Source organism: Pseudomonas sp. 02C 26 (assembly GCF_002843585.1).
GTDB classification, from domain to species: domain Bacteria; phylum Pseudomonadota; class Gammaproteobacteria; order Pseudomonadales; family Pseudomonadaceae; genus Aquipseudomonas; species Aquipseudomonas shirazensis.
The window spans coordinates 307,510-326,660 of the sequence record NZ_CP025262.1 but is presented as its reverse complement, the minus strand read 5'-3'; the positions used below and the strand labels follow the sequence as shown (position 1 = coordinate 326,660).

Below are 19,151 nucleotides of genomic sequence, written 5' to 3'. Positions count from 1 at the left end.
ACGAAAGCCCCTGCCGAGTAATCGACAGGGGCTTTTTTGTGACATATCGCCTGACAAACTGGCCCAGCGTTGATCCGCTTGCGCGCTTAGGCTGAGGGTTCCGAATCGCCTGGCAAGGATGCTGGCCATGATGCTTAAACTGCTGCTGTGTTTGCTGCCGCTGTTGTACCTCTCGGGTGCTCAGGCCGCCGCTTGTCCCGCCTGGCCTGGCGAGCGGGCGCAACAAGAGGTCGAACAGTTGCGCCAGTCACTGGCAACGTGGGATGACCACTACCATCGCCAAGGTATCGCGCTGGTCGATGATGAACTCTACGACCAAAGCCGGCAGCGCCTGCTGGACCTGCAACAGTGCTTTGCCATCAATGCCAGTGACGACCCGCTGGCCAGCGCGCGCGGCCCGCTGGCGCACCCGACTGTTCATACCGGCGTCGCCAAGCTGCGTGATGAGCAGGCCGCCGCACAATGGCTGCGCGGTAAACAGGCCGTGTGGATTCAGCCCAAGGTCGATGGTGTGGCGGTCTCGCTGGTTTACCGACAAGGTCGGTTGGTGCAGTTGCTGAGCCGCGGTGACGGCGTCCATGGGCATGACTGGAGCCGGCACCTGCCGTACCTTTCGGGCATCCAGCGCGAACTGCCACGCGCCCTTGATCTCGCGCTGCAGGGCGAGCTGTACCTGCGCCTGGACAACCACGTGCAGGCAGCCGCCGGTGGGCGCGGCGCCCGCGGGAGTGTCGCCGGCCTGATGGCGCGCAAGCAGCTCAGCGCGCAATTGGGCGCGGATATCGGCCTATTCGTCTGGGATTGGCCCGAGGGCCCAGCTACACAGGCAGAACGGCTCAGTGCACTGACTGCACTAGGCTTCAGCGACAGCCAGCAGTACAGCGTCGCCATCGATACCTTCGAGCAGGCCGCTCACTGGCGCCAGCACTGGTATCGATCAGCCCTGCCGTTCGCTACTGACGGAGTGATCCTGCGCCAGGATCAGCGCCCCGCCGCAGAGCGTTGGCAGGCCAATGCGCCGTACTGGATTGCAGCCTGGAAGTATCCGCTGCGCCAGGCACTGGCCGAAGTGCACGAGGTGCAGTTCAAGGTTGGCCGCACCGGGCGCATCACGCCTCTGTTACAGCTGAAACCGCTGCAGCTGGATGATCGCCAGGTCAGTCAGGTCAGCCTCGGGTCGCTGGCACGCTGGCAAGCGCTGGACATCCGTGCAGGCGATCAGGTGGCAATAAGCCTGGCCGGCTTGACCATTCCGCGGTTGGAGTCCGTGGTGCAGCGCAGCAGCCGGCGTGCGCCGGTACAGGTCCCGGAACAGGGCCGCTACCATTCGCTCAGTTGCTGGCAGGACAGCCCCACCTGTCGCCAGCAGTTTGTCGCCCGTCTGCACTGGCTGGGCGGCAAGCAAGGCCTGAACATGCCTGGGATGGGCGCGGCAACCTGGACTAAGTTGGTCGACAGCGGCCTGGTCAGTACGCTGGACGATTGGCTGAACCTGGACCGGGAGCAGTTGCTGGGTGTTGCGGGCATCGCTGAAACGCGTGCCGAACAGCTGCTCGAGGTGTTCACCCAAGCGCGCCAGCAACCCTTCCAGCGCTGGCTACACGGCCTGGGGATGCCTGCGCCGCGTCGCCTTGAGCCAGGCCCTGACTGGCAGACCTTGGCGAGCAAAACCGCACGAGAATGGCTGCAGGAACCCGGCATCGGCAACGGCCGTGCCGAGCAGTTGCAGGCATTTTTCAATGACGACGCAGTGCAATTACTGGCCGCGCAGTTACGCCATCACAAAATCAAGGGTTTCTAATTTTGCCGGATCAGGGCAGCATTTCCCTTTTCGCTGCCCTGCACCCGAATGGAGCCCCCGATGAAACTGTTCTCTACCCTCGCCCTGTCCGCCTTGCTTGGCCTCACTGCCCACGGCGCGCTGGCTGCCGAGCAGACCGAGCTCAAAGGTTGCGCCGCCAAGAAGCAAGCGATCAGCGAACAGATCGAGCAGGCACGTGCCCACGGCAACAGCAACCAGCAGGCTGGTCTGGAAAAAGCCCTGAGCGAAGTGACTGCCAACTGCACCGACAGCAGCCTGCGCAAAGAGCGCGAGCAGAAGGTGCTGGATGCGCGTCACGAGGTGAACAAGCGTACCAAGGATCTGGACAAGGCCATGAAGCGCGGCGACTCCGAGAAGATCAACAAGCGTAAAGACAAGCTTGCCGAATCGAAAAAGGAGCTGCAGGAAGCGCTCGACGATCTGGAAAAGTAACCACTCCGACGCCACACTGAACCGTGAGCGCGCTGCCGGCGTCAGCGCGGCCTAGTGGTTACGAAATTCGGTGTGGCAGGCCTTGCAGGCCGCTTCGACCTTGTCCGTAGGTGCTTGCAACTGCGCTGCGTGCAGCGGTTTGTTGCTGCTCGCGGCAACCAGTTCACCGGTCACGCCTTCCAGTTGCCGGGCCAGCTCCTCGAAGCGCGCCTGGCGCTGCCAGACCTCGGCCCGCGCACTGCTGTCGCCGCCATCCTGAGCCTGCGGAAAATGCTTCCAAGGGGCGTGCGCCAGACCATCGAGCTTGATGGCGCCGGCAGCGAACTTGTCGCCATCGAACGGCAAGCGTCCGCGCAGCATGCCGCCAAGGTCTTCGCTGGTGGTGAGCATCTGCTTGAAGATCGCCTTGCGCTGCCCGAGCGGTGAATTAGGATCGACACGGTCGCAGCCCAGCAGGGCCAGGCTAGCTACCAGCAGCACGGTGAAACATTTGAACATCACGGTCACATTGGCATCGGAAGAGGGCCGACAGTATCCTCGCCTGCTCGACAAAGACCAATACCCTTACAGAAAACAGGGGCAGCCACGCCGCTGCCCGCTCAAGGATTCAACCATGAAATCTGCTCTGCGCCAGCTCGCCTGGGCGCTGCCAGCCCTGGCCCTGCTGGCCGGCTGCAACGGCGGTGACAGCACCAAGCCTGAACCGCACGCCATTGCCACCTATGCTCCCGCCACCTGGAAAGATCTGCCCAGCGTCAGTGATGCTGATCTGTTGGCGGGCTTTCAGGCGTGGCGGGTCGGCTGCGAGAAGCTCAAGCGCGATGCGGTCTGGGCAGCGACCTGCGAGGCGGCGCTGCGCATTCCTGACGATGCCGCCCAGGCCCGCGCGTTTCTCCAGCAGAACCTGCAGGTGTACGGCCTGCGCTCGGCCGAGAACAACGCCACCGGGCTGATCACCGGTTATTACGAGCCGGTCTACCCTGGCAGCCTGACCCGCACTGCGGCGGCCCAGGTGCCGGTGTACGGCGTGCCGCAGGACATGATCGTGGTCGATCTGGCGAGTATCTACCCTGAGCTCAAGGGCAAGCGCCTGCGCGGGCGCCTGGAAGGCCGCGTGCTCAAGCCCTATGACACCTCGGAAACCATCTACCGTGATGGCGTCAACGCACCTGTGCAGGCCTGGCTGACGGACCCGATGGACCTGCAATTCCTGCAGATTCAGGGCTCTGGCAGGGTTCAGTTGGAAGACGGGCGCCAGTTACGCCTGGGTTATGCCGATCAGAACGGTCATCCGTATCGGCCGATCGGCCGCTGGCTGATCGAACAAGGCCAGTTGAAGAAAGAAGATGTCAGCATGGGCGCGATTCACGCCTGGGCCCAGGCCAACCCGCAGCGGGTACCGGAGTTGCTAGCGAGCAACCCCAGTTACGTGTTCTTCAGCACCCGGCCGGACAGCAACGAAGGCCCGCGCGGTTCGTTGAACGTACCGCTGACCGCAGGGTACAGCGTCGCCATCGATCGCAAGGTGATCCCACTGGGCAGCCTGCTGTGGCTGTCGACCACCCGCCCGGATGGTTCACCCGTGGTGCGCCCGGTCGGCGCGCAGGATACCGGCGGGGCGATCACCGGCGAAGTACGTGCCGACCTGTTCTGGGGTACCGGGCCGCAAGCCGGTGAGTTGGCCGGCAACATGAAGCAGCAAGGGCAGATCTGGATGCTCTGGCCCAAAGGCCAGCCATTGCCTGAGCTACCCAAAGTCCCCTGACACCATCGCCTCCGCCTGTCGGAAAGGGCTGCGCAGCGGCCCCACGATTTATGCTTCGCCGCGTTTATCGCCGGGCCAGCTCTGCTGGCCTTTCCGACCGGTCCGGCGCCCCGGCAAGGCCGCTCCTACACGGTCGGCGTAAGTCGCTCGGTCAAACCGAGACTACAAAAAACGCCACGATCAATGCCAAACCGGCAAACCACACTATCGAGCGCAATATCGCCCAATCGGCCAGGTAGCAGATGATGAACAGCAACCGGCTGGTGATGTACATCACCCCCAACACATCCTGGGTCACTTGTTCGGCGTTGCCGACGATATCCGCCACCAGCACCGCCGCCGCAAAGGCCGGGAAGGCTTCATAGCTGTTCTGCTGGGCAGCATGGGCGCGGCGTGGCAGGCCTGACAGCGTGTCCAGAAACGCCCGCGGGTCATGGTTGTGCTGCATGCCGAAACGGCCGCTGCTGAGTTTGGCGATCAGCGCACACAGCGGCGGCAGGATCATGGCGATCAAAATGCACCACAGGGCAACGGTCATGGACAGAATTCCTTGTTCAAAAGAGTTGGATTCAGAGCTTCATCACCAGCATGCCTGCCAGCACCAGCCCGCAAGCTAAGAGCCTCGGCCCGCCGAAAGGTTCTTTGAGGTAGCGCATGCCCAGCAGCACCACCAGAATCACGCTGATCTCGCGCAACGCCGCCGCCTCGGCCACCGACCCCAGGTGCATCGCCCACAGCACCAGAGCGTAGCTGGCCAGCACGCAAACACCGACCGCCAGGCCCAGCCGCCATTGATTACGCCAGAACTGCACGAACGGTGCACGCCGGGCAACGCCGGCCAGCAGCGGAAACGGCCAGGTACTGAGCAAGGTCAGCCACACCAGATAATCCCAGGGCTTGCCCCACGCACGCACGCCCTGGCCGTCGAACCAGGTGTAGCAGCCGATACACATCCCGATCAGCCCCACTACCGGCAACATCGACCATGGCAAACGCGCACCGCCACCGCCCTGCCAGAGCAGGCAGGCCATGCCACAGGGGATCAGCAAGATGCCGATGATCTGCTGGCCGCTGAGGGTCTCGCCGGCAAACGCCAGAGTAAGACCCAGCACCACCAGCGGTGACAAACCGCGCATCAGTGGGTAAACCAGACCAAGGTCGCCGACCCGATAGGCCTTGATCAGCAAGACCCGGTAGATCTGCTGGGCCAGCGCCGAAACCAGCAGCCAGGGCCAGATTTCGCCAGGCGGGAAATCGACGAACCACACAGCCACCACAGCGAACAGCAACGCTACCGAGTCCATGCTGGCAATCACCAGCAGCCGCTCGCCACTGAACTTGACCAGGGTGTTCCAGATGGCATGCAACAGGGCTGCGACAAGAACAAGAACGGTTGCCAGCACGCGAGGTTTCCTTGGAGGGCTCAGACTCAGAGGTCGGCACAATATAGCGGGTTACGCAGCGGACAGGGCCAGGGCGCCCTTGTACATATTTTGAACGATTCGGACATTTCTGGTCATAGAGTGTGTCCCACACCCCCTGCTGGACCATCAAACCCGTGACCCGAGCGATTCGGGTCCGACTTGGAAGCCACTTTTTACAGGATTCGGGATGCTTGAACTTGTTGCCGCTTTTATCTGCCTGACCACCCTCCTCACCTATGTCAACTATCGCTTCATCGGCCTGCCGCCAGCCATCGGTGTCATGGTCACGGCGCTGCTGTTCTCGTTGATTCTGCAGGGTCTGAGCCTGATCGGCTTTCCGGGCCTGGAAGAACGCGTCGAAGGTTTGATGAACCAGATCGACTTCAATGACCTGCTGATGCACTGGATGCTGGCATTCCTGCTGTTTGCCGGCGCCCTGCACGTCAACCTCAGCGATCTGCGCAGCTACCGTTGGCCGATCGGCCTGCTGGCGACCATCGGCGTGCTTATCGCCACCGTGGTCATCGGTTTTCTCGCGCACTGGGTGTTCGCCATGTTCGGCTGGCACGTCAGCCTGATCTACTGCCTGCTGTTCGGCGCATTGATATCGCCGACCGACCCGATTGCCGTGCTCGGCGCGCTGCGTACGGCCAACGCCTCCAAGCCGCTGAAGACCACCATCGTTGGCGAGTCGCTGTTCAACGACGGCACGGCGGTGGTGGTGTTCACGGTACTGCTCGGCATCGTCCAGCTGGGCGAGACGCCAAGTATCTCCGAGACCGCCCTGCTGTTCGCCCGCGAAGCCATCGGCGGGATCGCCTTCGGCGGCCTGATCGGCTATGCGACCTATCGCATGATCAAGAGCATCGACCAATACCAGGTCCAGGTCATGCTGACCCTGGCGCTGGTCATCGGCGGCTCGGCAATGTGCTACGAGCTGCATGTCTCGGCACCGATCGCGATGGTGGTGGCCGGCCTGATCATCGGCAACATGGGCCGCAACCTGGCCATGAACGACATGACCCGGCGCTACATGGACGGTTTCTGGGAACTGATCGATGACATGCTCAATGCCTTGTTGTTTGCCCTGATCGGCCTGGAGCTGTTGCTGCTGCCGTTCAACTGGATGCACCTGGCCGCCGGTTCGGTGCTGGCCCTAGCCGTGCTGATGTCGCGCCTGCTCACGGTGGCGCCGGCAATTCTGCTGCTGCGGCGCTGGCGCAGCGTGCCGCAGGGCACCATTCGCGTGCTGACCTGGGGTGGTTTGCGTGGGGGCGTGTCGGTGGCGCTGGCGTTGTCGTTGCCGCTGGGTGAAGAGCGTGATTTGCTGCTGTCGATCACCTACATCGTGGTGCTGTCGTCGATCCTGATTCAGGGTCTGAGCATTGGTCGTGTGGTGAGCAAGGTTAGCGTTCAGCCTTGAGAATGTCGGGGCCGCTTGGCGGCCCCGAAAAATCACTCGACGGCAGAGTCGGGAAACTGATCCTGCACGTACTTGATCTCAGTGCGCCCATGCGCAGCCGGCAAGCCATCGTCACCCAGGTTGACGAAGACCATCTTGTCGACGGTGAGGATGCTCTTGCGGGTGATCTTGTTGCGCACTTCGCACTTGAGGGTGATCGAGGTGCGGCCAAACTCGGTGGCAGTAATGCCCAGCTCGATGATGTCGCCCTGGCGCGAGGCGCTGACGAAGTTGATCTCCGAGATGTACTTGGTCACCACTCGCTGATTACCCAGCTGAACGATGGCGTAGATCGCCGCTTCCTCGTCGATCCAGCGCAGCAGGCTGCCGCCGAACAGAGTGCCATTGGGGTTGAGGTCTTCGGGTTTTACCCATTTGCGGGTGTGGAAGTTCATCATTGCTCCTACCAGCTTTGGCTAACGTGCAGTCATGATGGCAGAGCCTGCCGCAGGGCTCCATTGGTCATCGACTATCGTCGCGATTAATCGACAGAAAACCTTGGGCCTGATCGCCCTGCCCGGCTATAATCAGCGCCGTTTAACATGGCCACCCGCCGCGGTGCCATGCCCGCCACCTGTCCGAGGGGCGCTGCAGCAGGTTCGACCTGTCAGGCTCGGATGGGGCGTTGTCCGCTCAAGTGGACGCTCAACGCACAACGGCGCCCATTCGCACACTACGAATGGAGGCTCTTCATGAGCGCTGTAAACACGCCTGCTGGTTTTACCGATTTCAAGGTCGCTGACATCTCCCTGGCCGCCTGGGGCCGTCGCGAAACCATCATCGCCGAATCGGAAATGCCGGCACTGATGGGCCTGCGCCGCAAGTACCTCGAAGAGCAACCGCTCAAGGGTGCGAAAATCCTCGGCTGCATCCACATGACCATTCAGACTGCCGTGCTGATCGAAACCCTGGTTGCCCTGGGTGCCGAAGTGCGCTGGTCGTCCTGCAACATCTTCTCCACGCAAGACCAGGCCGCTGCGTCCATCGCCGCTGCCGGTATCCCGGTATTCGCCTGGAAAGGCGAGACCGAGCAAGAGTACGAGTGGTGCCTGGAGCAGACCATCCTCAAGGATGGCCAGCCATGGGATGCCAACATGATCCTCGACGACGGCGGCGACCTGACCCAGCTGCTGCACGACAAGTACCCACAGGTTCTGGATCGCGTCCACGGCGTTACCGAAGAGACCACCACCGGTGTTCACCGTCTGCTCGACATGCTGGCCAAGGGCGAGCTGAAAGTCCCGGCGATCAACGTCAACGACTCGGTCACCAAGAGCAAGAACGACAACAAGTACGGCTGCCGTCACAGCCTCAACGACGCTATCAAGCGCGGCACCGACCACCTGCTGTCGGGCAAGCAGGCGCTGGTCATCGGCTACGGTGACGTCGGCAAAGGCTCGGCCCAGTCGCTGCGTCAGGAAGGCATGATCGTCAAGGTTTCCGAAGTTGACCCGATCTGCGCCATGCAAGCCTGCATGGACGGCTTCGAGCTGGTTTCGCCGTTCATCGACGGTCTCAACACCGGCAGCGAAGCCTGCATCGACAAGGCTCTGCTGGGCAAGATCGACCTGATCGTGACCACCACCGGTAACGTCAACGTCTGCGATGCGAACATGCTCAAGGCGCTGAAAAAGCGCGCTGTAGTGTGCAACATCGGCCACTTCGACAACGAAATCGACACCGCTTTCATGCGCAAGAACTGGGCATGGGAAGAGGTCAAGCCGCAGGTGCACAAGATTCACCGCACCGGCGCTGGCGACTTCGATCCGCAGAACGACGACTACCTGATCCTGCTGGCCGAAGGCCGTCTGGTCAACCTGGGCAACGCCACTGGCCACCCAAGCCGGATCATGGACGGCTCGTTCGCCAACCAGGTGCTGGCACAGATCTTCCTGTTCGGGCAGAAGTTCGCTGACCTCTCGGCCGAGAAGAAAGCCGAGCGTCTGACCGTTGAAGTGCTGCCGAAGAAACTCGACGAAGAAGTCGCTCTGGAAATGGTCCGTGGCTTCGGCGGCGTGGTCACCCAGCTGACCTCGCAGCAGGCCGAATACATCGGCGTCACCGTCGAAGGCCCGTTCAAGCCGGACGCCTACCGCTACTAAGCGAGTGGCCCGCGGCAGACATGCTTGCCGCGGGCAGTCCATGCAATTGAATGACGCCAAGCCAGACCGGCCTTCACCGCTCTGGCTTTTACTTGCAGATTGCAGCTGAAGGCGCGCTACTGGCGTTGGCTGCATGAGGAACGAACGATGTCCGAAGAACGCCGTTACAGTTTCGAGTTTTTCCCGACCAAGACCGAAGCCGGTCACGAAAAGCTGATGGCCGTTGCTCGCCAGCTGGCTGGCTACAATCCTGATTTTTTCTCCTGCACCTACGGCGCTGGCGGTTCGACCCGCGACCGCACGCTTAACACCGTGCTGCAGCTGGAACATGAAGTCAAAGTCGCCGCCGCACCGCACCTGTCCTGCGTCGGTGATTCCAAGGCCGATCTGCGCGGCTTGCTCAGCGAATACCAGGCTGCCGGCATCAAGCGGATCGTCGCCCTGCGCGGTGATTTGCCGTCGGGCATGGGCATGGCCTCGGGCGAACTGCGCTACGCCAGTGACCTGGTCGAGTTCATCCGCCAGGAAAGCGGCGATCACTTCCACCTGGAAGTTGCCGCCTACCCCGAGATGCACCCACAGGCGCAGAACTTCGAAGCCGACCTGAGCAACTTCGTGCGCAAGGTCAAGGCCGGTGCCGACAGCGCCATTACCCAGTACTTCTTCAACGCCGACAGCTATTTCTACTTCGTCGAACGCGTGCAGAAAATGGGCGTGGATATCCCGGTAGTGCCCGGCATCATGCCGATCACCAACTACAGCAAGCTGGCGCGCTTCTCGGACGCCTGTGGTGCTGAACTGCCGCGCTGGATCCGCAAGCAACTGGAAGCCTATGGCGACGACAGCGCGAGCATCCAGGCCTTTGGCGAAGAAGTGATCAGCAACATGTGCGAACAACTGCTGCAAGGCGGCGCACCTGGGTTGCACTTCTATACCCTGAACCAGGCCGAACCGAGCCTGGCGATCTGGAACAACCTCAAGCTGCCACGCTAACGCGATCTGCTTTGTGTAGGAGCGGCCTTGCCGGGGCGCCGGACCGGTCGGAAAGGCCAGCGTAGCTGGCCCGGCGATATTGGCGGCGAAGCTGAAAATCTGGGGCCGCTGCGCGGCCCTGTCGCGACACAAGGCCGCTCCTACAGGCGTTTGTGAACGGCACCCAGGTGTTTACAACTATCAGCGTTTGTACAAGCCCCGTTCACTGTTCATCGCCCGATGGACGGCGTACTCTCACGCCATGTCGCTTCTGCCCCGCCTACTCTGCCTGTTGCTTGTCTGCCTGAGCTGTTCGGCTCAGGCCGAACGCCTGCGCGTGGTCAGCGATGACTGGGCGCCTTATGTCTACGAACACAACGGCCAGCCGCAGGGTATCGAGTACGAGGTTGCCAGCGAGGTGTTCAAGCGCCTCGGTGTGCAGGTCGACTGGGAATTCATGCCGTGGAAGCGATGCCTGGCGATGGTCGAGCAGGGCCAGGCCGATGGCGTGCTGGGGATTTTCCAGAATGATGCGCGCAAGGTGTTCATGGTGTTCCCGGACGAACCCCTGTCCGCAGTGGAGTTCGTTCTGCTCGGCAGACACGGCCAGCACCGCGCCGTCAAGCGACTGGAGGACCTCGCCGGGCTGACCCTCGGCACCTCGCCGGGCTACGACTATGGCGCGGCATTCAATCAGTCGACATTGTTCAAACGTGAGCCGGCGCCCACTCACGAGGCCAATTTCGGCAAACTGATGCTCGGCCGCATCGATCTGCTGGTCACCGACAGTCGCGTCGGGCGCTATCTGCGCCGGCAGATGGGGCTGCAGCAGCAAATCGAACAGTTGCCGCTGCTGATCGATCGGCAAAACCAGTATCTGGGTCTTGCGCGCAAGCCCGGGCGCGAACAACTGGCTCGCTCGTTTGCCGACGAACTGCGCCGTTTCAAGCAAGAACCCGCCTACGTGCAGATGATCGCTCGCTTCGAAGACGACCTTGGAGTGCTGCCTGGCGCCGTTGAGCAGCAGGAACGCAGCACACTTCGCTAGCTCTGTTATACTCGGGCCTTCCCGCCAGGCTCACGCCCGGACGCTCGGTCTTCATCCAGGCATCTCGATCATCGCCAACGCGCTCTACAGCGCAGGCCCGATGTTTCTCTGATGCGCAGTGGACACCAAGCTGGACCGGACGCGATCGCATCCCTCAGATGCCCGTCGCGCCAGGCAGATCACCCTATAGGGCCTAGCCCCCACCAGAACAGGATTGCCCATGTCCTTTGCTTCCCTCGGTCTCTCCGAGGCACTTGTCCGCGCTATCGAAGCAGCGGGCTACACCGAGCCTACCCCAGTGCAACAGCGGGCCATCCCCGCCGTGTTGCAAGGTCGCGACCTGATGGTCGCCGCACAGACAGGTACTGGCAAAACCGGCGGTTTCGCCCTGCCGATCCTGGAGCGTCTGTTCCCGGGCGGCCACCCAGACAAATCCCAGCGCCACGGCCCGCGTCAACCGCGGGTACTGGTGCTGACCCCGACCCGCGAACTGGCGGCTCAGGTGCACGACAGCTTCAAAGTGTATGCACGCGACCTCAGCCTGGTCAGCACCTGCATCTTCGGCGGTGTCGGCATGAACCCACAGGTTCAAGCCATGGCCAAAGGCGTCGACGTACTGGTGGCCTGCCCTGGCCGCCTGCTCGACCTGGCCGGCCAAGGCAAGGTTGACCTGTCCCGCGTCGAAATCCTGGTCCTCGATGAAGCCGACCGCATGCTCGACATGGGCTTCATCCATGACGTCAAGAAGGTCCTCGCCCGTTTGCCGGCGAAGCGCCAGAACCTGCTGTTCTCGGCGACCTTCTCCAAAGACATCACCGACCTCGCCGACAAGCTCCTGCACAACCCCGAGCGCATCGAAGTCACGCCGCCGAACACCACGGTCGAGCGTATCGAACAGCGCGTCTACCGCCTGCCGGCGAGCCACAAGCGTGCCCTGCTGGCGCACTTGATCACCCTCGGTGCGTGGGAACAGGTGCTGGTCTTCACCCGCACCAAGCATGGCGCCAACCGCCTGGCCGAGTACCTTGAGAAGCACGGCCTGCCGGCTGCAGCGATCCACGGCAACAAGAGCCAGAACGCACGCACCAAGGCCCTGGCCGACTTCAAGGCCAACGAAGTGCGCATCCTCGTCGCAACCGACATTGCCGCGCGTGGCCTGGACATCGACCAGCTGCCGCACGTGGTCAACTTCGAGCTGCCGAATGTCGAGGAAGACTACGTGCACCGCATCGGCCGTACTGGCCGTGCCGGTCGCTCAGGTGAAGCCATCTCGCTGGTTGCCCCGGACGAAGAGAAACTGCTCAAGAGCATCGAGCGCGTCACTCGCCAGAAGATCCAGGACGGCGATCTGATGGGCTTTGACGCCAGCACCGTCGAAGTCGAGAAGCCTGAAGTCCGTGAGCGCCCGCAGGCCAACGGCCGCGGTGGTCGTAACCAGCCGCGCAGCGACGCCAGCAAAGACAGCAACGGCGGACGCAAGGACAAGGGCAAGGACAAAGGCCGCGCCAAGCAGAGCAGCGCCGCTGAAAAGCCGGCCGACAAGCCTGCAGGTGAGCGCCAGCAGCAGCCGCGCAAGCCACGTGAGAACAAGCCGCGCCAGCCACAGGGCGAGCGCCGCGAAGCATCGGCGCCAGCCAACGGTAATGGCAACGGCAACCGTGACCCGGAAGCGTTCCTCGACGACGACGTGGATAACTTCGGTAACAAGGCCGACTACGTCAGCCCTTACCAGAATGGCAAGAACCAAGGCCGCAACCGTCGCCCAGGCGCTGCAGCTGGTGCCGGCCAAACCCAAGGCAGCGGCACTCGCGGTGCCGGTGCGCCAGCAAAAGGCCGCAGCAACAACGGCGGCAGCGGCCAGCCACGTCAGGGTGCTGGCGACAAGCGCCCACGCAGCAACAACGGCAGCAACGCTGGTGGTGGCCGTCGCGACGGCAACCCGGGCCGTAACCGCCCAGCCCGTGACGACAGCGCTCGTCAAGAGCCAGCAGTACGCAACCCGCGTGAATCGCAAAGCCAGCCAGTGATCATCCGCAAGGAATCCAAGCTCGAGCGTTACCCAACGCCTGAGCAGCTGGAAGACTTGCCGAGCCGCCCGCGTGGCGAGCGCCCGGCCCTGCTGACCCGTAATCGCTGATTACGGTTATGCAGACATGAAAAAGCCGCCCTGATGGGCGGCTTTTTCGTTTGCGGCTGATTACTTCTGCTTCACGCCTTCAACACTGATATCCAGATCCAGCGTCTGCGAGGTTGGGCCTGGGCCCTTGATGCCGAAGTCGTTCAGGTTCAGGGTAGTGGTGGCGTTGAAGCCGGCGCGCTCGCCGCCCCATGGATCCTTGCCTTCACCGTTGAAGGTAGCCTTGAAGGTTACCGGCTTGGTCACACCGTGCAGGGTCAGGTCGCCGGTCACATCAGCGGTCTTGTCACCGGTCGATTTGACTGCGGTGGAGACGAACTTGGCCTCTGGATACTTGCTGACGTCCAGGAAGTCCTTGCTCGCGATGTGCTTGTCACGTTCGGCATGGTTCGACCACAGGCTGGCGGTCTTCAGGTCGACGTTGATCTTGCTGGCTTCAGGCTTGGCCGAATCCCAGGTAAAGCTACCGTCGAAGTCTTTGAAAGTACCGTGGATGAAGCTGTAGCCCAAATGGCTGATCTTCCAGTCAACGAACGCGTGCTGGCCTTCCTTGTCGATCTTGTAGTCAGCAGCCATGGCCTGACCAGCGGCGAACAGAGCGGTACCGAGCGCCAGAGCGGCAAAAGTCTTTTTCAACATCCTTTCGATTCCTTGCAATTGAGGTTGAGGGTCAAGCTTTGCGGCCCAGCATACGAGTCAGGGTCGCGTCACGGTCGATAAAGTGGTGTTTCAGTGCTGCCAGGCCATGCAGGACGGCGAAAATCACCAGCCCCCAGGCTAGGTAAAAATGGATCACGCCAGCGGTGTCAGCCTGGTCGGGCAGGTTGCTGAGCAATGCCGGCACATCGAACAGGCCAAACACCGAGATCCCCGCGCCATCGGCGGTAGAGATCAGGTACCCGGCGATCATGACCGCAAACAGCCCTGCATATAAAGCCAGGTGGCCCAGTTTGGCTGCAACTCGGGTGAAGCGGTCATGGCTGGCCAGCACTGCCGGCGGCGGACTGATGAAACGCCACAGCACCCGCAGCAGCATTACCGCCAGCAACACCAGGCCAATACTTTTATGCAGATCCGGGCCGGCCTTGCGCCACGGGTCGTAGTAGTCAAGATCGACCATCCACAGGCCCAGGGCAAACAGCCCGAAGACTGCCAGCGCTACACCCCAGTGCATGACCATGCTGACCAGGCCGTAGCGAGTTGATGAATTGCGTACTTGCATGTTGGCGGCGCTCTCCCTTGAAGCTGCGTACAGACTAGCGCGAAACGTATCGAATAAAAGCGGAAAAAATTGCTTTGGTAGATCGAATTAATCGATGCTTATTCTCTCGACCGGTTATTAAGGAAACATTAACCCTAGACCAGCCCGATACGCTCGCAGAATAAGAAAGGGCCGCGATGCGGCCCTTGGGGGTGTTGGTTCAATCAGCCTTGGCTGCTGGTCGCCGGTTTCTTCACCGGCTCGGCCTTGGCGGGAGCCTTTTTCGCTTGCGCAGGCTTGTTTGCGGCTTTCTTCGCGGCATCCGATTTGGCAGCTGGCTTATGCGCAGGCGCATGCTTGGCTGGTGCGGCCTTGCTTGCCGCAGGCTTGACCGGTGCAGGCTTGGCCGCAGGCTCCGGTACCGGCGCAACCACTGGCGCTGGTTCAGGCGCCGGTGCTACTGGTGCAACTTCCGCAGCCTTGGCCACAGGTGCCGGCTTGGCTGCAGGCTCTTCTGCGCCACCAAACAGGCGCGAGAAGAAGCCAGGCTTGGCTGGCTCGGCGTCCTTGGCCTTGGCCGGCTCGTCCTTGGTTGGCGCGTTGTCCGCCTTGGCCGCCTTGTCGCCGCCGCCAAACAGATTGGAGAAGAAGCCGCCCTTGGCCGCTGCGGCGCCGGTTGCGGCAGCGGCCGCCACAGGCACGGCCTTGACCGGATCAAACGACTTGCCTGCCAGCAGGTCCTGCACCTGGCCGGCAGCACGCTGGCCGCTGCGCAGGGCGCCTTCGAGCGTGCCTGGGTAGAGCGCGTCGGTATGCTCACCAGCGAAGCTGATGCGCTGCAGAGGGCGCTCCCACAGGCGCCAGTATTTGCTGATCTGCCCCGGGCCATATGCCAGATAGGCACCACCAGTACCAGGATCCGCGCTGTAGCGCTTCACTTCATAGCCAGTAAATGCGCCGCGCGCCTTCGGGTAGAACGCATGCAGGCGGATCAGCACCTGGTCGGCCATCTGCTTGTCGCCAAAGGCCTGCAACAGACGGGCGTTGTCGCCCGACAGGTTGATCACCACGTTGGCACCACCTTTCAGCGCCGGCTCGATCCAGAGCATGCCCAGGCCGGTGTTGCTGAAGATCTCACCCGACATCCGCGCCCGGCTTTCCCACACAGGCTGCTTGAACTTGAGCAGTATCTGGTCACGCCAGCCATAGTTGGTGCCTTTGATCGCAGCCATATGCTGGTTGTCCAGGCCTGGGGTCATCTGGATCTTGGCCAGTGCCCGCAGCGGCACCGCCATCACCAGGTAGTCGGCGCGATAGCCGACAGCGCCGACCTTGACGGTAACGCCGTCCTTGTCCTGGACGATCGCGGTAACCGGTGCGTTGGTCTTGATGGTTTTCAGCTGCTTGACGAAGGCCTGAGCCAGCACCGGGCTACCGCCAGGCAGGCGCGCAGCACGCAGGTCACGGTCGCTGACGCCACGATAGACACGGGTCTGCTGGGCGAAATAGAGCAGCGACAGGCGCGAAGGCTCGTCATAACGGCTGCGAATCTGCTGGTTGATCAATTGCCGCGCAGTGGCGGGCAGTTGCAAACGGTCGAGCCAGTTGGCGACGTTTATCTGGTCGAGGGCGAATAGCGTGCTGTTGGCCTGCGGGTTGAGCGGGTCGTCGATCGAGCGGGCCAGATCGTCGAGGGTTTTCTCGTAGCGCTTGAGCGCTTCGGCAGTTGCCGGCTGCTTGACGGCCAGGTCAGCTGCGCTGAAGTATTCGCCATCGATCAGGTAGCCGGGCGTGCGCACGAACTCAGGGGCCGGCAAGGTATCGAGCTTGAAGCGATCCAGGTACTGGTTGAGTACCGGCTGGGCTTTGCCGTTGCCGATCCATTCGCTGGTGGCCAGGCCAGAGCGCCCGCCCATGCCCGCCTTGGCTTCCAGCAGCGTGACCTGCCAGCCTTTGTTCTGCAGCTCGTAGGCAGCCGTCAAGCCGGCCAGGCCGCCACCGACGACGATTGCCGTGGGTGTCTTGTCCTGCGCCAGCGCCGAGGTGCTGGAAAATCCGATCAATACCAACGCGCACAGGCGCACCCAAGCAGCAGCCATGTCGGCAAACTCCGGTTGAAAACAGGTCGATGAAAACGGGAAAGAAGCCCCGAGAAAATTGCGCTAAGAATACGTCACCCGTGGGCACCCTGCCAGCAGGGCGATGCCAAGCCGCTTGCGCAACTGGCATTTTTGTCAGTAGCCAGCAGCGTCGATTTCGTCGGACAGTGGCGTCGACGACCGCAGCGGGACTTTCAGCCATGCAACAGCACCAATACTTTCTGGCTGACCTTGTCAGGCCTGGCCGGCACCGAAATCGTGCCTGGTCACTATGCCAGTTCGCCCACCCGCCAGATGCTGCTGGGGCCATTTCGCACCCTGACCATCTCCACCACCCACGCCGGCACCGTGCACATCCCGGCCCTGAGCTGGCAGCCCGTTGTGCACCATTGAGCCTGATCACGGTTGTGGTGGCCGGCACCTTTGCTTAGGCTTGTGCGGTCAAACCAAGCCGTGCCGCCAGGAGAAGTGCCGATGGGCCTCAATGATCAGTGGATGCAACGTGACCTCAAGGTCCTGTGGCACCCCTGCACCCAGATGAAAGACCACGAAAAGCTGCCGCTGATCCCGATCAAGCGCGGCGACGGCGTGTGGCTCGAGGACTTCGAAGGCAAGCGTTACCTGGACGCCGTCAGTTCGTGGTGGGTCAACGTGTTCGGCCATGCCAATCCGCGCATCAACCAGCGCATCAAGGACCAGGTCGACCAGCTCGAACACGTGATCCTGGCTGGCTTCAGCCATCAGCCGGTGATCGAGCTGTCCGAGCGCCTGGTAGCCATGACTCCAGCCGGGCTGGACCGAGTGTTCTACGCCGACAACGGCTCGTCGTGCATCGAAGTCGCGCTGAAGATGAGCTTCCATTACTGGCTGAACAAGGGCCAGAGCGGCAAGAAGCGCTTCGTCACCCTGACCAACAGCTACCATGGTGAAACCATCGCAGCGATGTCGGTGGGCGATGTGCCGCTGTTCACCGAGACCTACAAGACGCTGTTGCTCGACACCATCAAGGTGCCCAGCCCGGACTGCTACCTGCGCCCTGAAGGGGTCAGCTGGGAGGAGCACTCGCGGACGATGTTCCTGGCCATGGAGCAGACCCTCGCCGAGCATCACGCCACTGTCGCGGCAGTCATCGTCGAGCCGCTGATCCAGGGCGCCGGCGGTATGCGCATGTACCACCCGGTGTACCTCAAGCTGCTGCGCGAAGCCTGCGACCGTTATGGCGTGCACCTGATCCACGACGAGATTGCCGTGGGCTTTGGCCGCACCGGGACGATGTTCGCCTGCGAGCAGGCCGGCATCCGCCCGGACTTCCTCTGCCTGTCCAAGGCCCTCACCGGCGGTTACCTGCCGCTGGCGGCCTGCCTGACCACCGATGATGTCTATCAGGCTTTCTACGACGACTATCCGACCCTGCGCGCATTCCTCCACTCGCACAGCTACACCGGCAACCCGCTGGCCTGCGCTGCCGCGTTGGCAACCCTGGATATCTTCGAGCAGGACAACGTCATCGAGGCCAACAAGGCCCTGTCAGCGCGGATGGCCAGCGCCACTGCACACCTGGTCGATCACCCGCATGTGGCCGAAGTGCGCCAGACCGGCATGGCCCTGGCCATCGAAATGGTCGAGGACAAAGCCAGCAAGACCGCTTATCCATGGCAGCAACGGCGCGGCCTCAAGGTATTTGAACATGCCCTGACCCGCGGCGCCCTGCTGCGCCCGCTGGGCAGCGTGGTGTACTTCCTGCCGCCGTATGTGATCACCCCCGAGCAGATCGACTTCCTTGCCGAGGTGGCCACCGAGGGCATCGATATCGCCACCCGCGACAGCATCAGCGTGGCCGTGCCGCAGAACTTCCACCCCGACTTTCGCGATCCGGGCTGAGCACAGCCCGTGCAGCAGGCGTCGGCGGCGGGCTCTCCCGCCGCCGAGGTGTATGTGTCTTCCCTAATTCCAGAGCAGAACCATGAGACTGTCCCGCTTCTTTATCGACGCCCCGCTGTCCATCGGCGAACACGACCTCCCCGAAGCCCAGGCCCATTACATCGGCCGCGTGCTGCGCATGGCCGCCGGCGATGCCGTGCAGCTGTTCGATGGCAGTGGCCAGGAGTACCTCGGCCAGCTGCTTGAAGTGGGCAAGAAGAGCGTGCGCGTCAGCCTCGACCAGGCTCTGCCCGGCCAGGCCGACTCAAGCCTGCACGTGCACCTCGGCCAAGGCCTGTCGCGCGGCGAGCGGATGGACTGGGCCATCCAGAAAGCCACCGAACTGGGCGTCAACCAGATCACCCCGATCGTCAGCGAACGTTGCGAAGTGCGGCTCAAGGACGAACGCGCCGACAAGCGTCTGGCGCACTGGCGCCAGGTGGCGATCAGCGCCTGCGAACAATGCGGCCGCTCGACCCTGCCGCTGATCAATCCGCCATTGACCCTGGCCGAATGGCTGAAGGCAACCGAGGCTGACCTGAAGCTGGTGCTGCACCCGGTCGCCGAGCCGCTGACCAGTCACCAGCGGCCCGAGCGGCTGGCGTTTCTGATCGGCCCTGAAGGCGGTTTGACCGACGCCGAGGTCGAGCAGGCCAAGGCCGCCAGCTACCATGCCGCGCGCCTCGGCCCACGCGTGCTGCGTACCGAAACCGCGCCGGTAGTGGCGCTCGCAGTAGCGCAGCAGCTGTGGGGCGATTTTTAACTGC

18 protein-coding genes and 1 riboswitch are annotated in these 19,151 nt (G+C 62.5%); of the genes, 11 read left to right on the top strand and 7 right to left on the bottom strand.

Annotation, left to right across the window (positions count from 1 at the left end; genetic code table 11):
- The first annotated feature begins 127 nt into the window (after positions 1-127).
- Positions 128-1,801 (top strand): NAD-dependent DNA ligase LigB, encoded by a 1,674-nt coding sequence (gene ligB / locus CXQ80_RS01465; protein WP_101315774.1) that lies wholly within the window; start codon positions 128-130, stop codon positions 1,799-1,801.
- A gap of 60 nt (positions 1,802-1,861) precedes the next feature.
- Positions 1,862-2,254 (top strand): DUF1090 domain-containing protein, encoded by a 393-nt coding sequence (locus CXQ80_RS01460; protein WP_101315772.1) that lies wholly within the window; start codon positions 1,862-1,864, stop codon positions 2,252-2,254.
- Between the two features lie 51 nt (positions 2,255-2,305).
- On the opposite strand, the gene CXQ80_RS01455 is transcribed toward CXQ80_RS01460, so the two are convergent.
- On the bottom strand, positions 2,306-2,752 hold the full coding sequence (locus CXQ80_RS01455) for a cytochrome c (protein ID WP_101315770.1): 447 nt from the start codon (positions 2,750-2,752) through the stop codon (positions 2,306-2,308).
- Positions 2,753-2,867: 115 nt separating this feature from the next.
- On the opposite strand from CXQ80_RS01455, the gene CXQ80_RS01450 reads away from it, so the two are divergent.
- Positions 2,868-4,019: a murein transglycosylase A gene (locus CXQ80_RS01450; protein WP_101315768.1), complete on the top strand. Its 1,152-nt coding sequence runs from the start codon at positions 2,868-2,870 to the stop codon at positions 4,017-4,019.
- Positions 4,020-4,170: 151 nt separating this feature from the next.
- On the opposite strand, the gene CXQ80_RS01445 is transcribed toward CXQ80_RS01450, so the two are convergent.
- Positions 4,171-4,557 carry an MAPEG family protein gene (locus tag CXQ80_RS01445; protein WP_101315766.1) on the bottom strand — a complete coding sequence of 129 codons (387 nt, stop codon included), beginning with the start codon at positions 4,555-4,557 and terminating at the stop codon, positions 4,171-4,173.
- A gap of 31 nt (positions 4,558-4,588) precedes the next feature.
- The gene (locus tag CXQ80_RS01440) at positions 4,589-5,422 is read right to left on the bottom strand and encodes a DMT family transporter (RefSeq protein WP_101315764.1); all 834 of its coding nucleotides are present in this window, start codon (positions 5,420-5,422) and stop codon (positions 4,589-4,591) included.
- Positions 5,423-5,630: 208 nt separating this feature from the next.
- Between CXQ80_RS01440 and CXQ80_RS01435 the strand changes: the two genes are divergently transcribed.
- The gene (locus tag CXQ80_RS01435; RefSeq protein ID WP_101315762.1) at positions 5,631-6,866 is read left to right on the top strand and encodes a sodium:proton antiporter; all 1,236 of its coding nucleotides are present in this window, start codon (positions 5,631-5,633) and stop codon (positions 6,864-6,866) included.
- A gap of 32 nt (positions 6,867-6,898) precedes the next feature.
- On the opposite strand, the gene CXQ80_RS01430 is transcribed toward CXQ80_RS01435, so the two are convergent.
- Complete coding sequence (locus CXQ80_RS01430) at positions 6,899-7,300, bottom strand: acyl-CoA thioesterase (protein WP_016489524.1); 402 nt, start codon at positions 7,298-7,300, stop codon at positions 6,899-6,901.
- Between the two features lie 179 nt (positions 7,301-7,479).
- Positions 7,480-7,576, top strand: a riboswitch (S-adenosyl-L-homocysteine riboswitch).
- A 21-nt stretch (positions 7,577-7,597) separates the two neighbouring features.
- On the opposite strand from CXQ80_RS01430, the gene ahcY reads away from it, so the two are divergent.
- The 4 genes from ahcY to CXQ80_RS01410 all read left to right on the top strand — a co-directional run bounded on the left by ahcY (position 7,598) and on the right by CXQ80_RS01410 (position 13,164).
- A complete protein-coding gene (gene ahcY / locus CXQ80_RS01425) occupies positions 7,598-9,007 on the top strand; it encodes an adenosylhomocysteinase (protein WP_101315760.1) in 1,410 nt (469 codons plus the stop codon).
- Between the two features lie 147 nt (positions 9,008-9,154).
- Positions 9,155-10,000, top strand: coding sequence for a methylenetetrahydrofolate reductase [NAD(P)H] (metF, locus tag CXQ80_RS01420; RefSeq protein ID WP_101315758.1), 846 nt, complete (start codon positions 9,155-9,157; stop codon positions 9,998-10,000).
- A 241-nt stretch (positions 10,001-10,241) separates the two neighbouring features.
- Positions 10,242-11,027 (top strand): ABC transporter substrate-binding protein, encoded by a 786-nt coding sequence (locus tag CXQ80_RS01415; protein ID WP_101315756.1) that lies wholly within the window; start codon positions 10,242-10,244, stop codon positions 11,025-11,027.
- A gap of 220 nt (positions 11,028-11,247) precedes the next feature.
- On the top strand, positions 11,248-13,164 hold the full coding sequence (locus CXQ80_RS01410; protein ID WP_101315754.1) for a DEAD/DEAH box helicase: 1,917 nt from the start codon (positions 11,248-11,250) through the stop codon (positions 13,162-13,164).
- Between the two features lie 60 nt (positions 13,165-13,224).
- On the opposite strand, the gene CXQ80_RS01405 is transcribed toward CXQ80_RS01410, so the two are convergent.
- The 3 genes from CXQ80_RS01405 to CXQ80_RS01395 all read right to left on the bottom strand — a co-directional run bounded on the left by CXQ80_RS01405 (position 13,225) and on the right by CXQ80_RS01395 (position 16,464).
- The gene (locus tag CXQ80_RS01405) at positions 13,225-13,803 is read right to left on the bottom strand and encodes a YceI family protein (RefSeq protein WP_101315752.1); all 579 of its coding nucleotides are present in this window, start codon (positions 13,801-13,803) and stop codon (positions 13,225-13,227) included.
- A gap of 31 nt (positions 13,804-13,834) precedes the next feature.
- Positions 13,835-14,386, bottom strand: a complete 552-nt coding sequence (locus CXQ80_RS01400; RefSeq protein ID WP_101315750.1) for a cytochrome b — start codon at positions 14,384-14,386, stop codon at positions 13,835-13,837.
- Positions 14,387-14,589: 203 nt separating this feature from the next.
- A complete protein-coding gene (locus tag CXQ80_RS01395) occupies positions 14,590-16,464 on the bottom strand; it encodes a flavin monoamine oxidase family protein (protein WP_101315748.1) in 1,875 nt (624 codons plus the stop codon).
- 132 nt (positions 16,465-16,596) lie between these two features.
- On the opposite strand from CXQ80_RS01395, the gene CXQ80_RS01390 reads away from it, so the two are divergent.
- The 3 genes from CXQ80_RS01390 to CXQ80_RS01380 all read left to right on the top strand — a co-directional run bounded on the left by CXQ80_RS01390 (position 16,597) and on the right by CXQ80_RS01380 (position 19,147).
- A complete protein-coding gene (locus CXQ80_RS01390) occupies positions 16,597-16,857 on the top strand; it encodes a hypothetical protein (RefSeq protein WP_101315746.1) in 261 nt (86 codons plus the stop codon).
- Positions 16,858-16,938: 81 nt separating this feature from the next.
- A complete protein-coding gene (locus CXQ80_RS01385) occupies positions 16,939-18,345 on the top strand; it encodes an adenosylmethionine--8-amino-7-oxononanoate transaminase (RefSeq protein ID WP_101315744.1) in 1,407 nt (468 codons plus the stop codon).
- An 82-nt stretch (positions 18,346-18,427) separates the two neighbouring features.
- Complete coding sequence (locus tag CXQ80_RS01380) at positions 18,428-19,147, top strand: 16S rRNA (uracil(1498)-N(3))-methyltransferase (RefSeq protein ID WP_101315742.1); 720 nt, start codon at positions 18,428-18,430, stop codon at positions 19,145-19,147.
- Positions 19,148-19,151 lie beyond the last annotated feature (4 nt).

Coding starts and splice junctions, on each gene's coding strand:
- CXQ80_RS01450 (WP_101315768.1), top strand. CDS start 2,868: ATGAAATCTGCTCTGCGCCAGCTCGCCTGGGCGCTGCCAGCCCTGGCC.
- metF (WP_101315758.1), top strand. CDS start 9,155: ATGTCCGAAGAACGCCGTTACAGTTTCGAGTTTTTCCCGACCAAGACC.
- CXQ80_RS01415 (WP_101315756.1), top strand. CDS start 10,242: ATGTCGCTTCTGCCCCGCCTACTCTGCCTGTTGCTTGTCTGCCTGAGC.
- ahcY (WP_101315760.1), top strand. CDS start 7,598: ATGAGCGCTGTAAACACGCCTGCTGGTTTTACCGATTTCAAGGTCGCT.
- CXQ80_RS01435 (WP_101315762.1), top strand. CDS start 5,631: ATGCTTGAACTTGTTGCCGCTTTTATCTGCCTGACCACCCTCCTCACC.
- CXQ80_RS01395 (WP_101315748.1), bottom strand. CDS start 16,464: ATGGCTGCTGCTTGGGTGCGCCTGTGCGCGTTGGTATTGATCGGATTT.
- CXQ80_RS01455 (WP_101315770.1), bottom strand. CDS start 2,752: ATGTTCAAATGTTTCACCGTGCTGCTGGTAGCTAGCCTGGCCCTGCTG.
- CXQ80_RS01400 (WP_101315750.1), bottom strand. CDS start 14,386: ATGCAAGTACGCAATTCATCAACTCGCTACGGCCTGGTCAGCATGGTC.
- CXQ80_RS01445 (WP_101315766.1), bottom strand. CDS start 4,557: ATGACCGTTGCCCTGTGGTGCATTTTGATCGCCATGATCCTGCCGCCG.
- CXQ80_RS01410 (WP_101315754.1), top strand. CDS start 11,248: ATGTCCTTTGCTTCCCTCGGTCTCTCCGAGGCACTTGTCCGCGCTATC.
- CXQ80_RS01430 (WP_016489524.1), bottom strand. CDS start 7,300: ATGAACTTCCACACCCGCAAATGGGTAAAACCCGAAGACCTCAACCCC.
- CXQ80_RS01460 (WP_101315772.1), top strand. CDS start 1,862: ATGAAACTGTTCTCTACCCTCGCCCTGTCCGCCTTGCTTGGCCTCACT.
- ligB (WP_101315774.1), top strand. CDS start 128: ATGATGCTTAAACTGCTGCTGTGTTTGCTGCCGCTGTTGTACCTCTCG.
- CXQ80_RS01380 (WP_101315742.1), top strand. CDS start 18,428: ATGAGACTGTCCCGCTTCTTTATCGACGCCCCGCTGTCCATCGGCGAA.
- CXQ80_RS01405 (WP_101315752.1), bottom strand. CDS start 13,803: ATGTTGAAAAAGACTTTTGCCGCTCTGGCGCTCGGTACCGCTCTGTTC.
- CXQ80_RS01385 (WP_101315744.1), top strand. CDS start 16,939: ATGGGCCTCAATGATCAGTGGATGCAACGTGACCTCAAGGTCCTGTGG.